The sequence below is a fragment of the Pseudomonas sp. PB103 genome (assembly GCF_009764635.1).
GTDB lineage: Bacteria > Pseudomonadota > Gammaproteobacteria > Pseudomonadales > Pseudomonadaceae > Aquipseudomonas.
Genome location: NZ_RWIL01000152.1, coordinates 1 through 12,736, shown reverse-complemented (window position 1 = coordinate 12,736; position 12,736 = coordinate 1). Strand labels below are relative to the sequence as shown.

The following is a 12,736-nucleotide window of genomic DNA, read 5'->3' as shown; positions in this document are numbered from 1 at the left end:
GATGAAAAAAGGGGACGTTGAGTCCCCTTTTCTGATCCTAAGCCACAGCGACTAGCGAAAGTCCTCTGCGCTTTTTGGGCGTGGTTCCAACCCGAAATCCGCCAATCGGTGGACGTAAGCGTTGCCACCGGCATTGCAAGATTGGCGGAACACAACTTTGTCCTCTTTGAGCACCTTCAGATAACTCACGAATGCCTGACTAACGAAGTAGGTGTAGGCACCGCTTTTGAACTTGATGATGTTCAGGTTCACGCTGCCTTCCGACGCATCAACAACGAAGATTTTGCCCTTGGGCGGCAAAGCCGTCTTCGGATAGACCATCTCTATTTTTCCCGGAATACCATATCGGTACTGAACAGAACCGGCCGTGGGTTTGCTGTTTCCGCGCGCGCAAATGGAAACCGTCTTGCCACCCTGTAACGGGCAACTGAAATAAATGTCTTCGCCCTCAGAGCACAACGTTCCATCCTGCCCGCCCTGCAATGGCGCTTTCTCTTGCGAAACGCGTTCCGGGGTTTGAGCGACATCGGCACAATTGGACAAACACACTAACTTGGAAAGATCCGGAACATCGCTTTCAGTAAACAGGTACGTCGCTGAGCCCTCACGATTGCGGGCGTGGTAAACGGGAACACTGACGGCCAGCCCCTTGGCAGACACCGGCACTTCGGTATCCCGGCCCGAGACAACCCAGCCTTCGGCCCCCCCGCACAACTCCTCCAAAGCGACTTCATTGAACGAATCTTTCGTTGGCACGGTGAACGGCTTGGCATCACCTCGGCAATCGTAGCCGTGCCAGTAAGGCCCGGTGTTCATATCAATGTCTATCGAGAAGATATAGGCGCCGTCGAGTACTACCTTGCCGCTGTCGTAGGTAAAAACCAGCCAACGACGCGATTTCGCCTGGGAGTAGTTTTCATTCGCCAGGATGTATCGCTCGCCATCTCGATACAGCCAGAAATCACTCATTGCTCCGGCCGACTCAGCCTCTTCGGATAGACGTTGCCCGGACTTGGCGTCCACCAAGAAATCGTCTTTCAGCGCCAGCGCACAGTCGCTGCCGACGTCCCTGCACGACTTGAGCGACGGAAACATAGGCCCCGCTGCCACAGAGAAAGAACACAGCAATAGCGCGACCAAACCTAATCTTTTCAACTTGCCTTCCTGTCATGATTTACGGGTCTGATTGAACAGAAGGCATTTCGCCTTTGAACCCTGTGTCCTGCGTTTTAAAGCGAGTAATCCATCACTTCTTTCAACTGCCAACACTGCCCACGCTCAAACCGATACTCGAAGACATAGTCGGTATCCGGTTTCTGCAGAATCGCCGTGGCCCGGTTGCCCTGCTGCTCTTTGACGGTCAGTGTCAGCCCTTGGGCGTCGCGTTTGATGCGATCGGGCATGATTGGAAACTTCAGCTGATCACCGCTGAGGCTGCTCTTTTGCGGCTCCGGCTCGGGATCGCCCGCTACCGTCGTGACCATCTGCAGCGGCTGTTGGACAAAGGCTTTTTGCACATCCGCGTGTTCGGAAAAGGCTGCAAGGAAGGTCGAGAAGTCGGGCGAAGGACACGCCATGGCAGTTGCGTTCGCGCTGACCGTGACTGGCTTCGGTTGTGGTTCTTCAACAGTCTGCCCGTCAAGTACAGACAAGCGCTTTTTCACACTTGCCGCGTCTTTGTAAGCGCACACCACTTTCTGACTTTCCTCCAGATCAAGCCCGTCGCGACAGTTCTGAAACTCAGGCTCCGGTGGATCTCCACGGAAATAATTCAAAGACAACTGATTGCCGTCCTTGATGAGTGGCAGCTCCAGAACCGAGTAGGACGCGCCCTCGAAACTTCGATTCGACACCTGCGTTTTCGTCAGCACGTACATGGACTTCCCTGCCCGCCCCGGGGATTTGCGCTCATGAAAAAACACCGACGCAATCTGATCGCCTTCCACCTTCCACACATAATTCAGCGTCGGTTTGGTTGCATTCACCGCTGAATAGAAGATCTCGGCGGCAGGAACGTGAGTCTCCGTCGCCTGCTGCGTCAGGTTGTTCTTCAGAAAGAACACCGCGATCTTTTGATCGCCCAACGACGCCACCACCGGCGGATGCAACTCACCGATGTTCTGCGGATCGCTCGCCAATGCCAGTTGAGTCGACACGCCAGCCATAAATCCAAGTGCACAAACAAAACCTGGAAGCCTGCCCAATTTTGTTTTCCTTGCGTGGTTAATCTTCATGTCGACTCAGGTTCGCCGCATTTCAGCACTTTGATTTGCTCGTTCTTGATCGGAATCACACAGGCGCGACGCTTCTCACCGGGCGCGTAAAGCTCTGTAGTGCTTAACGTCAGGTGCAGGCCGTCATCTGCAAATACAGGTTCCTCAAATCTGGCATCGGTATAACCGGACCGGAATGACTTGCCATCAAAACTGCAGAACTGCGCAGATGACAACACTCGCCATCCACCGTCAGGCGCGAGAATCTGAACCGTCAGGCATGGGTTGTCGAACGAGTAGAGATAGCGCGCGACTACGTCTTGGTAACGCTTCGCGCCGGATCTGGAGACCTTGTTCATATCAACTACATCACCCGGACTGTCCGCCACAATCCCGTCCAGATACACCGCACGTTCCAGGCTCATTCTGGCGACGCAGCTATTGATTGATGTGGAATGCATTACCGCATCAGGGTCGATATCCGTGGCTTCGAGCGGGCATGTGGTATCGCGCAACTTGATCCATGCTCGCTGTGACTCTCTGGCGATGGCCATGAATGCCTTGCCCTGTTCGGGATCGCGTTTTTGCTGAGACTCAAACCTTGCCATCAGCTTTTTGTAGCTGGCGTTGAGCTTTGCATCGGCTTTCTCGCGGTCGGCTTTCACGCAAACGTCAACTTGCCAGCTCACACTAATGACTTTGCAATCGTCCTCAGCGTGCGCAATTGACCCGCACAGCATCCCGAGGGGCAACGCAATAAAGCGGACAATCCTGTTCAATTTTTCATTCCCTGATGTGCAGTTCGTTCAGCGACGCGTTGCGGAATCTTCTGTGCCTTGCCGGCGGCAGCCATTGCTTCGCCGTATTCGCGGTAATAGCGCTGCGCTTCGTCTTGCTTGTTCAGTCGCCACAGTGAATCGGCCATGTTCAGCATCAGCACCGTGCGCTTGCCGATCGCTTCAACACCGCGATAGAACTTCAGTGCCAGCTCATCTCTGCCGCCCTCGGCGAGGTAAAAACCCAGGTCGTTGTAGGCCTGAACGTTTTGCGCCGGGGGATGGCAGGCCATGTAGGATTCGGCACTCAAAAAGTCCAGGCTGCCTTCGATGGACTGCGCACGGGACTGCGCTGGCTCGATACTGGAGACCTGTTTCAGCAAGTCCTTTGGGGACACCGTTTCCAGGGTAGGAGTGAGCACATCACCGTCTGCGGAAACCCACTGATTGCCCTTCCACTCGCCGACACAAAAAGTGGCCCAACGATCAGCCAGCACGCAACCGGTCTCCATGGAGATCGCAGTGCAATGCTGTTGCGACTCCAGTTTTTCTTCACCGTTTTCGAGTGACAACATGCCGAAGATCACTGGGTCGAGTAACAAGGTTTTCTTGTCAGGACTGAGCATATAAGAGTGTCCATCAGCGCCAATGTCGGTGCCGAAAAGCGGGAAGGTTTTGCCATTGGCGGTGAACCATGCAGTCGCCGACTCAACGCCGGGCATGGTCCATTTCGTCGCCCGAAACGTAACCGTGTGCTCGCCGATACCAACAATTGGCGGATCTTCGTCTTCGGCAAAAGCGCAGGCGGCGGTTGCAAACAGACTGCCGATCAACACCCACTTAAGGCTGGCCATATTCAATCCTTTTCTCCGCCGGGCTTGGCGATTGCAGCTGCCTTTGGGTAACGCCATACGCCTCGATCAGCTCCTCCCATGACCCTTTCGAGCCAAACGAACGCCGGGTATTGTCGAAGCTGTATTGCTCCAGGCGTCCGGCGGTCGAGTAATACCCGTGCCACTCCGGGCAGGCACCGCAACCGCCGTAGCCACCGATCGAAACAAGGCTGCCCTTGCTGCCTGTCACGCAATCCATCGCCACCACCACGTTGTTCAGCATCTTCGTTTTCGCACCGTCGGACGTACGCTGTAGAACCTTGCCGATGTCACGCCGCAGCACTTTGCCGCCGATGTTGATGGTTTGATCGGAACAGACCGCGATGAGGTGGGTTTCTGCGTCATCCACCGTCACTGATCGACACGACGACACCAAGACCACTTTAACCCCGCCACACTGCATCACATCGCGCTGAGTGTAAGCATCCGCCGGCGCAGCGAACGCCGGCGACGAGAGCAGCCATGCCAGGCTGCCGGCGAAAAAATACTGATTCATCGCGAATTCCCTTTCGCCGTTAACCGGGCTGTTTTTCCGTAAGGCATTTTGCGTAGCCATCGGCGAACCTGGCGTCAAAGGACAACGCCACCGGCTCGTCCAATTCGGCCGAGGTATTGAGCAATACGCGTGTCGCCGGGGTGTATTTGATCCAGCCGATGGTGCCGGTGCCGTCCGTGTCGAAAAACAATTGGGCGCGCACCACTTCGCCGTCGTCTTCGTCGATCAGCAGATTGACCTTGTCCTTGCCGACATACTGAAACTGGAAGTCGCTGCTCCTGACCATTTCGGTAAGGTAGCCGTAGCAACTGCCTTCACTGGCACTCGCCGGCAGGGCAAAAGGCAAAAGCAGCAGCGCGCTCAGCATGCTCCGAATGAAAAACCGGTCCATCCCATCATCCTTATTCAAGCGGCGGCGATTCCGCGTCGGTCATCGTCAGCAGGCGGAATTCGTTGTTCACAAACTCGTAGTAACGGTCGCGGTTGACGCTTTCCAGCGAATTGCCCTGAGCGTCTACTTCACCATCGAGGGCAATCCCGGTGATGAGGATCAAGCGGCTGTCGGGTTGGTTGAGCATGGCGAACGTGCTGCCGTCGTAGGCATTCGGTAGCCCGCCGACAACTTCTCCGGTTTGTGCATCGAGCACTTCGGCGCAGATGGCTCCGCCGCCACAACCCAGTGGGTTGATGATGTAGTGGCCGGCGAAGTTGACCTTGCCTTTCAAGGCCTTCGCGCGCGCACTGTCCATCACCGGGTTGCTGTTTTCCTGCGGCACCAGCGCAGGGTGAGTCCCTGTGAAGACCGGGCTGACGGTGTAATCCTTGAAATCCGGGTCGGCGGCGCAAGCCATGGATGAGGCCACCCATATCAAGCTGCCGAGTAGAACCAAAAATCCTTTCACGCTGTAACTCCATCTGTGCGACGTATCGTCGGGATGTTCATTCGAAGGCAATGCTGCGCACCGCTGTCTTGATCTGTTCGAAGCCTTTGGCGCTGATCGCCAACGGGGTGGCCGAACCTGATTCGGCGGCGCCGATCAGCACCTGCTCACCTTGCATCAGGCAGAAGGCGATACGGCTGAATTGAGGTTGATGCGGCGGGTGGTAGCCGATGATGAACCCCGACGACTTCGCTCCCTGCAGTGACTCAAAGGCATAGGTCTGCGGATCACCCGCCAGCGCTGTTGGCCGCCAGCCGTTTTCGGTCAAGGTCGCCGGGCACTTGCGGTCATTGGCCTCGCGCAGCAGTTGCAGTTCGATCGTGTCATCCGCTGGCAGCTGCGTCGTCAGGGAAGAAAAACTGCCGAGGTTTTCACACATCATCCCGAACCATGGCTGAGTCAGATTGGCCGACGTTGCAAAATTCCATTCGTAACCGCTGGATGTCGGCGCTTGCCACAAGCGCGGTGCGCTGGAGGGATCGGGCCGTTGTCGGGAGGCGATGAAGATCAGATCGGGGGCGTTGAATTGCAGCCATTGGTCTTGCAGGAGCGGCATGGAAAACCGGCACGCCCCCATATCGACGCCAACGTCCGCCGGCCCCTGAGCGACCCGCGACTGGCCTGTCGTATTGCCGACCATCACGGTCTCAGCGGCATGGCCGATTTGAGCAAGCATGAACAAACACGCCAGTAATCCATGGAAATATCGAGGCTTCACTGCGCATCCTTCGCATTGATCAATTGCAGCTCACCATCCCGATACAACACCTCACACCCGACCCACGCCGGATCAACCTGCGGCATCACCGCCGACGGCTTGCGCAATTCCCGCAACAACGTCGAGCCATGCGACAGCCGCCCACCCATCCGCGCAATCACCGCCCGCGCCGTCTGGTAATGCGCGTGCCGCCCCGGATCGAGGGTGTCTTCGAGCAAAATGTCCTCGCCCAGAATGCCCTGCACCCGCCCCGGATAAATCATGAACCCGGTGGCCTGCTCAGCGCCTTCACGGCCGTCCTGCCAGAAACTGCCATCGCGCGTGCGCACGTCCGGGTGCGGCGCAAACCACTGTTCGCGGTCGGCCAGCGGCATGGCGTGGTGCAGGCGGAAGAAGATGCGCATCAGGTTGTCGCGGTACCACTCGCGCACTTGCAGGTAGTAGCCGCGCAGGCCCGGCAGGCCGGTCGAATGCGCGATGCGGATCAGGCTCGGCCACTGTGGAAAGGCCTGCAACGGCAGCTCGCTCGACGCCGGTCGCAAGGTCGCCGGATCGGTTTCCCAGGGCAGTCGATGCGGGCTGTTTTCAAGGTTGTCGTAAGCGGTCGGCGGGCGCCCCAGCCAATCGCCGCCGCTGCTGGCCAGCGCCGTGGCGATGCACAGATTGCCTTGCACGACGAACACGTAAAACCGGGCGAACCAGTCCGCCAGTTGCTGGCCGTCAGCGTTTTGAACGACGAGTTCGGCCAGCTCTTGATCAAAGCGCTGCAAGCCGTGTTCGAGACTGAGCAAATGGCCGCGAGCGATGCGTTGCATGCGCAGGAACAGCGGCAGCGAACGCAGCAGCTTTAGCGGTTGCCACGGCAAGTGCGGGGTCGCGCCGCCGACTTCACCGGCGTAGTTGCTGGCGCTGATGCCCCAGTCGGCGAGCCGGGCGAGAAACAGGTCATTGTTGATGTAGGAGGCGCCACCGAACACTGCGGTGAACGGCTCGTTGTCCTGCAACACTCGCGCATCCCAGCGCGCCATGATCGCCGGGATACTCGCTGCCGCGCGGCGCTGGGCGTACTCCACCAGCACGCTCGGTTGCGGCGGCAGAATCTCGGCGATGTTGGCGGCAGTCAGGTGGCGGCGCCAGCCGTAGTCGCTGATCGGCCGGTATTGCAGCAGCCACAGTTGCGCACCGTCCCAGGCCCATTCGACGTCGCCGGGCACGTAGTGGAAAACACGCAGCACGTCTTGCAGAAACTGCCACAGCAGCGCTTCGGTCAAACCGTGCGTGGCGGTAAATGCACCGCTGCGCCAAGCCTCGCCGACCCGCGACAGAGTGGCACGCGAAGGGCTGACGTGACCATCGGCCAACGACTCCAGATGACCTTCCACCCACTCCAGTTCAACCGACAGATGCCGGACAAACGCGATGCCGGAAACCTGCGGCGTGATAAAGCGCTGCACCACCACTTCCTCGACGCCTTCGGCGGTCAGTTCGGCGATGCGCGTCGGCACATTGGCGCGCGGCTCGCGCAGGTAAGTGGTGCTCAAACCGGCGTTTGCCGAATCAGCCTGATCCTCGCCATAGCTGGAGGAGCGCACGGCCCAGGTCACGTCAGGTTGCGCGGCGAGAAAGGCTGACAGGCGCGGATCATCGCAATCGTTGAGGTTCAGCGCTGCCGGCACCGGTTGCCGGGCCAACTCCGCCAGACGCAAACGGCCGCCCTTGGTGTGTGCGACAAAACCACGCTCGCCGGACTCCAGCCACGCGGCAAATTCAGCCGGCGCGTCGATCCACGGGTAATGGCCCCAACCGGGTTTGAGACTGATGGTCAGATCAGCGCGGGCGAGAATCGCCGACCATGCCGCCGCTTGCTCGATGCCGAGCACGGCGTCCTGATCGCCCCAAACCAACTCGACCGGATCGGTAATCCACTCCAGCAGCGGCAAAGCCGTATCGGCGCGGATCAAGTCCCAATGCGGCACAAACGCCCGGCAACGCGCATAACCGGCGCCCATGCGTTGGTACTGCGCGGGCGTCCAGGTCTGATTGGAAAACTTGCGCGCGAACAGACTCGGTTTGTTCGACAGCAACCAGTGAATGGTCTTGCGAATCGGCAGCGGCGACATCAATGCCGGCAGCCGCCGTTGCCAGAGAAATGCCCCCACCGGCGCCAGCAGCACACTGCGCGAAAAGTGCCCCGGTCGGCGTTGCAGCGCATGCAGCACCAGCAAAGCGTTGACCCCGACCGCCATGATCGCGCTGCCCTGCTGCGTCATCGCCAGCAAGGTCTGCGCGTAATCCGCCAGATCCTCGCAGGGTGGCTGCGGGTTAGCGCCGAAACCGGGCAATTCCAGCGGCACCACGTCGTAGCGCTGAAAGTGCGGCAGCGCGTCATCCCACCAGTCGGCGGCGCTGCCGTTGCCGGCCAGCAGGTACATCAAAGGCTTGCTCATCAACGATCCTCAGGCCAGATCGCGCAGCGCCGCGTCGAGGGTCGGGTAGCGGAACGTATAGCCCGCCTCGCTCAGACGCTGAGGCACCACACGCTGCCCGTCGAAGAACAACTGCGCCATCTCCCCCGCCAGCGCGCGCACGGGCGCCGCGGGAACGTGGAACCACACCGGGCGCTTGAGGACCTTGCCGACGTTTTCGGCAAACGCCGCCTGACTGACCGTCTCCGGCGCCACCAGGTTGTACGTGCCGTGCAGAGTTTCATCGTGGAAGGATCGGGCGATCACCTGAATCACATCGTCGCGGTGCACCCAGCTCATGATCTGCTGACCATCGCCCATGCGCCCGCCGAACCCGAGGCGAAACGGAATCAGCAACGGCAACAACGCGCCGCCCGGACCGAACACCACACCGAGGCGCAGCACCACCTGACGCACGCCAAATTCAGTGGCCGGTTGCGCGGCGGCTTCCCAGCGCGCGCAGAGTTCGGCCATGAAACCGTCGCCCTTGCTCGCCTGTTCATCAAGGCTTTCGCTGGCATCGCGCACGCCGTAAAAACCGATCGCCGAGGCCTGCACCCACAGCGCCGGTTTGTGCCGCGCATTCTTCAGCCAGGTCATCAGGCTGTCGGTGGTGTTGACGCGGCTGGCGATCAGTTGCGCCTGACGCTTGGGACTCCAGCGCGGCCCCGCCACTGGTGCGCCCGCCAGATTGATCACCACGTCGAAGGTCTCGTCGTAGCCCAGTTTGCTCAGCGACCGCACGCAGCGCGCGCGGCCGTCGAACAGGTACGCCGCCTTCAGCGGATCGCGCGCCAGCACGCTGACCGTGTGGCCGGCGTCGAGCAATTGATTGACCAGCGTTTCACCGATAAACCCGGTGCCGCCCGTGACCAGCACACGCTTGTAGGCGCCGCCGGCAAACGGGTTGGACGGCTTGCCTTCACGGTGCATGCGCAATGCCGCCAGACCGTCACGAATCCCCGACGCGGTTACGCCCACGGCAAACAGCGTCAGCACCCAACCCTTCCAGCCGAGATCGATAGCACTCAGGCCGGTCGGCAAACTCGCCCACTGCGCCAGTTGCACCCCGTACAACGCAAAAAACGCCCCGCCATTCACCGCCAACACGGTGTGCATGATGCGTTCGACCGCCGGCAGTTTGCGGCTGCGATCCTCAACCACGAAGTCCCACAGCGTCAGGCCGATTTCCAGTGCGAACAACAGCGCAATCACAATCGCCCAGGCGCCACCGAACTGCAGGTGCGCCATGCCGAGAAACAGAATCCCGTAGAAACACGAACGCATCGCGTGGATCGACAACTCCAGCCGCGCACTGTGCCGATACGGCAGCGCCACGGTCAGCTCGTGGTGATAAAGGGTGTCCAGCGCGCCGAGGCACGCTTGCGCAATCAGCAACGTCAGCGCCCAATCCAGCAGCGAAAAATCAGGCATGGTTCGACTCACTCATGGCGTTATCAGAAAGGGAATTTCGCCGGTCGTGGCAATACAGCCAGGCCAGCGGCGGCAACAGCACAAGCAGCGCAAAGGCGTCGAACCAGAGGTGCGACCAGACCTGCTTTTGCAGCGAAACAAAAACGTCCTGCGGCGCCCACAGCACAATGCCGGCGAACAACCAGGCCCAGGCCATCGGCGCTTTCAGGCGATTGCCCAAATACACCAGCCCAAGCATGAACAGCGAATAGCTTTGCAACGTCGCGCCGAACAGCGCGAGCCACCAGACCTGCTGCTCACGGGCAGCGGCCGGTACCGCGTCGGCGCCCCAGAAAATTTGTTCGAGTGTGTGCAGATAACCGTCGAGCAGCCCGGAGTGGCCGGCCCAGGTCAGGGTCAGACCGGCGAGCAAGTGCACCAGCGCGGCGGCGTATAACCACAGCACCAACGCGCGGCGAAGGGAGAAAGAGGGGACTGGCATTCCGTGTCCTGGGGGTATTCCTTTGAGGGTGGGGAGTTTAAAGGAAAATGGTGGGGGGCAGTCGCTCGAAGATAAACGATTGGTGGCGTTCAGTGACCGCTATCGCAAGGTGCGAGCGTCGATCATGCCGAGTAAATCCTTCAACCTGGCAATATCCTCTTCGTAAAAGTCATTACATTGCGTAACGACTACATATTCAGAGCCGATCGCTTTTCCATGGGTACTGCATACAAGTTCAAAACCTTCCCCGCCACCCTGTCGTTCATACACGACATCCCGCGCATCGATCAGTACCCAGCCTGGCATTGCCAGTTTTTTAGTGGCTGATTCGGGCAACTGATCGAAGTACATGATTCCCTCAGCATCCGGCAACTTGACGAGCAAGTTGTAGGGCGACGACAAAATACTCATCCCCACCGTTTTCTTGACCTCGTTGAGGTCATCACCCCGTACGATAAATGTTGGGAGCCGATCTATATCACTCTCATAAACTGGATGATTGCGTGGCGCCAGCTTCAGGACTTCCACGGCGCCCTCGTTGAGGCAACTGACCACTTCGAGCGTTGACTGGATGTCGTGAAACGCGCAGGTGGACTCTTGAGCAGACACTGTCGGTGATAGAAATCCCGCGCAAAACGAGAACACCCAGGTGAAACAAGCTTGGGGCACGCTCAATCGAATGGCCCTTCTACGCATTTCCATATCACCACCCAACCAAGCAAAAACATTAATCAGCACAACATCAATGTGCCGGAAGGATGCCGTCCAAATATAAAGCTCTCTCCAGACTCATCTTCGCGGTGCACCTATTCAGATCTGCAGAATAGGATGGCTTGTCCCATTCATTCTCAAACCCCTCAAGCCTGCAGTTCGAATCCCTCAGCTTTATCCACGCCCGCTGGGAGTTTTTCAGTCGATCCAGAAACGCCTTATGCTCTTCATGCCGAGACTGGTATTGAAAAATATACCGAGACCCTGCTCTATCAATCAGTGCTTCGTAACGGTCATTAAGCACGCGAGCCGCGGCCTTCATCGCTTCTTCTGCGCACTCGGCACGTTGCCCGGCCACGGCCTCGCAATCCGCATCTTGGGCAAAGCTGACTGACGAGACTGACATCGCCATAAATGCAAAGAACATCAAACGGGCGACATTCACTGAGTGCCACCTGCGCCAATACATTCAATTGAGCTGTCCATAACGACGCCTCGGACCAGCAAACGCTCGACCGCAGCAGGGCTCCACTTAAGTTCGGTCTTGCTGGCCTCGCGGTAACAGGCCATTGCGCGGGGTAGATCAGCAGCGACGACAGTGCCGGTTTCGTAGACTTCACCCAATCGCAGGAGTGCTTGGGTAGAGCCTCGTAGCGCGGCGCTTTCCAATGTCGCCATCGACTTTTGCGGATCGATGCAGGCCTTGTCATCGCCGTACTCACCCTCATCGCAGTAAAACAAGGAGAGGAACACGCCATCGTCGGGATTGCTCTGAAATCCCTGATTCATGAGCTTCAGAATCTGTTCATTCGGCAATCGCGGTGCCTGCCCGGAAAGACTTATCCCCGCAGCTGCTATCGCCGCTTGGGCCGAACCTTTGCGGGCGCCGTCCACATAGCTATCCAGCGCTGCCGCGTACAAAGAGACACCGGATTCGCCAGACGCCTTGTTGACCAGCCGATCGAACATCACGCCTTTTTTCAACTCGCGCTCACCGGGTGTGGGTTGGTCAGTCCGAGCCACGTCATCCATCACCGCTTCGAGCGTCCAGTCTTCGACACTGTTCAGCACCCAGCAGTCGCTGTGCTTGAAGACGAAAATCTTCAAGAAAGCACCCTGCTGATCACGCACCACCACCCTGTTCAGAAACGTAATCTCGATAGCCAGATTCGACGCTGCAGCATTCTCCGCACTCAGCATACTGAATTCATCGGTGGGCAAATGCTTGACGCTGCGCACGACAACCTTGGGTATGTTGTTCTCAGCCACGACGTGCGTTGTCTTCACCGACGATGCGGTAAATGCTTTCTGTACCGTCGAGTCCGATGAAAAGACTTTGACGAAGTCAGCGAAGTTGTTAGCCGGGCATTGCTGTTCAGTGGAGGCGAAGACGCTCGTGCACAGGCTGCTCAACAATGCGGTGGAAAGCCACCGGGTTAGCCTGCGTGTTGCCATGCCGCAACTCGGTACCGCAAAAAAACGTTTCAACAGTGTTCATCCTTGAGTCATTCAGGTTTTGCGTTGGGTGAATCGGGTGATGCATTGCTTCGGCCTGTTCATTTCCCAGTAAGTGCTGAGCAACACTTTGCGTTTTTTGTCGACGCGCAG

14 protein-coding genes are annotated in these 12,736 nt (G+C 58.5%); all 14 read right to left on the bottom strand.

Features of this window, described 5'->3' with window-relative positions; all coding sequences use genetic code 11:
• Window positions 1-51: 51 nt before the first annotated feature.
• Window positions 52-1,095 carry a hypothetical protein gene (locus EJA70_RS26995; RefSeq protein WP_158834974.1) on the bottom strand — a complete coding sequence of 348 codons (1,044 nt, stop codon included), beginning with the start codon at window positions 1,093-1,095 and terminating at the stop codon, window positions 52-54.
• A gap of 134 nt (window positions 1,096-1,229) precedes the next feature.
• Complete coding sequence (locus tag EJA70_RS26990; RefSeq protein ID WP_158835022.1) at window positions 1,230-2,165, bottom strand: hypothetical protein; 936 nt, start codon at window positions 2,163-2,165, stop codon at window positions 1,230-1,232.
• Window positions 2,166-2,230: 65 nt separating this feature from the next.
• Window positions 2,231-2,953, bottom strand: a complete 723-nt coding sequence (locus EJA70_RS26985; protein WP_158835019.1) for a lysozyme inhibitor LprI family protein — start codon at window positions 2,951-2,953, stop codon at window positions 2,231-2,233.
• A gap of 35 nt (window positions 2,954-2,988) precedes the next feature.
• Window positions 2,989-3,843 carry a type IV pilus biogenesis/stability protein PilW gene (locus tag EJA70_RS26980; RefSeq protein WP_158834971.1) on the bottom strand — a complete coding sequence of 285 codons (855 nt, stop codon included), beginning with the start codon at window positions 3,841-3,843 and terminating at the stop codon, window positions 2,989-2,991.
• Window positions 3,830-4,378: a hypothetical protein gene (locus EJA70_RS26975; RefSeq protein ID WP_158834968.1), complete on the bottom strand. Its 549-nt coding sequence runs from the start codon at window positions 4,376-4,378 to the stop codon at window positions 3,830-3,832. The genes EJA70_RS26980 and EJA70_RS26975 overlap by 14 nt, the downstream gene beginning before the upstream one ends.
• Before the next feature lie 19 nt (window positions 4,379-4,397).
• Complete coding sequence (locus EJA70_RS26970; RefSeq protein ID WP_158834965.1) at window positions 4,398-4,769, bottom strand: hypothetical protein; 372 nt, start codon at window positions 4,767-4,769, stop codon at window positions 4,398-4,400.
• A 10-nt stretch (window positions 4,770-4,779) separates the two neighbouring features.
• A complete protein-coding gene (locus tag EJA70_RS26965) occupies window positions 4,780-5,280 on the bottom strand; it encodes a hypothetical protein (protein ID WP_371924625.1) in 501 nt (166 codons plus the stop codon).
• 37 nt (window positions 5,281-5,317) lie between these two features.
• Window positions 5,318-5,995, bottom strand: a complete 678-nt coding sequence (locus EJA70_RS26960; protein ID WP_256677749.1) for a hypothetical protein — start codon at window positions 5,993-5,995, stop codon at window positions 5,318-5,320.
• Between the two features lie 38 nt (window positions 5,996-6,033).
• Window positions 6,034-8,484: an alpha/beta fold hydrolase gene (locus EJA70_RS26955; RefSeq protein WP_178117009.1), complete on the bottom strand. Its 2,451-nt coding sequence runs from the start codon at window positions 8,482-8,484 to the stop codon at window positions 6,034-6,036.
• Between the two features lie 9 nt (window positions 8,485-8,493).
• Window positions 8,494-9,936, bottom strand: a complete 1,443-nt coding sequence (locus tag EJA70_RS26950) for a TIGR01777 family oxidoreductase (protein WP_008078661.1) — start codon at window positions 9,934-9,936, stop codon at window positions 8,494-8,496.
• Complete coding sequence (locus tag EJA70_RS26945) at window positions 9,929-10,417, bottom strand: hypothetical protein (RefSeq protein WP_008078663.1); 489 nt, start codon at window positions 10,415-10,417, stop codon at window positions 9,929-9,931. The genes EJA70_RS26950 and EJA70_RS26945 overlap by 8 nt, the downstream gene beginning before the upstream one ends.
• Before the next feature lie 99 nt (window positions 10,418-10,516).
• Window positions 10,517-11,155, bottom strand: a complete 639-nt coding sequence (locus EJA70_RS26940) for a hypothetical protein (RefSeq protein ID WP_158834956.1) — start codon at window positions 11,153-11,155, stop codon at window positions 10,517-10,519.
• Between the two features lie 4 nt (window positions 11,156-11,159).
• The gene (locus tag EJA70_RS26935; protein WP_158559171.1) at window positions 11,160-11,573 is read right to left on the bottom strand and encodes a lysozyme inhibitor LprI family protein; all 414 of its coding nucleotides are present in this window, start codon (window positions 11,571-11,573) and stop codon (window positions 11,160-11,162) included.
• Window positions 11,570-12,616 carry a sel1 repeat family protein gene (locus EJA70_RS26930; protein ID WP_158834953.1) on the bottom strand — a complete coding sequence of 349 codons (1,047 nt, stop codon included), beginning with the start codon at window positions 12,614-12,616 and terminating at the stop codon, window positions 11,570-11,572. The genes EJA70_RS26935 and EJA70_RS26930 overlap by 4 nt, the downstream gene beginning before the upstream one ends.
• Window positions 12,617-12,736: the final 120 nt, after the last annotated feature.

Bases quoted from the DNA above. Each gene is read 5' to 3' on its own strand.
- EJA70_RS26945 (WP_008078663.1), bottom strand. From the start codon at position 10,417: ATGCCAGTCCCCTCTTTCTCCCTTCGCCGCGCGTTGGTGCTGTGGTTA.
- EJA70_RS26980 (WP_158834971.1), bottom strand. From the start codon at position 3,843: ATGGCCAGCCTTAAGTGGGTGTTGATCGGCAGTCTGTTTGCAACCGCC.
- EJA70_RS26950 (WP_008078661.1), bottom strand. From the start codon at position 9,936: ATGCCTGATTTTTCGCTGCTGGATTGGGCGCTGACGTTGCTGATTGCG.
- EJA70_RS26985 (WP_158835019.1), bottom strand. From the start codon at position 2,953: ATGCTGTGCGGGTCAATTGCGCACGCTGAGGACGATTGCAAAGTCATT.
- EJA70_RS26960 (WP_256677749.1), bottom strand. From the start codon at position 5,995: ATGCTTGCTCAAATCGGCCATGCCGCTGAGACCGTGATGGTCGGCAAT.
- EJA70_RS26990 (WP_158835022.1), bottom strand. From the start codon at position 2,165: ATGGCTGGCGTGTCGACTCAACTGGCATTGGCGAGCGATCCGCAGAAC.
- EJA70_RS26975 (WP_158834968.1), bottom strand. From the start codon at position 4,378: ATGAATCAGTATTTTTTCGCCGGCAGCCTGGCATGGCTGCTCTCGTCG.
- EJA70_RS26955 (WP_178117009.1), bottom strand. From the start codon at position 8,484: ATGAGCAAGCCTTTGATGTACCTGCTGGCCGGCAACGGCAGCGCCGCC.
- EJA70_RS26995 (WP_158834974.1), bottom strand. From the start codon at position 1,095: ATGTTTCCGTCGCTCAAGTCGTGCAGGGACGTCGGCAGCGACTGTGCG.
- EJA70_RS26970 (WP_158834965.1), bottom strand. From the start codon at position 4,769: ATGGACCGGTTTTTCATTCGGAGCATGCTGAGCGCGCTGCTGCTTTTG.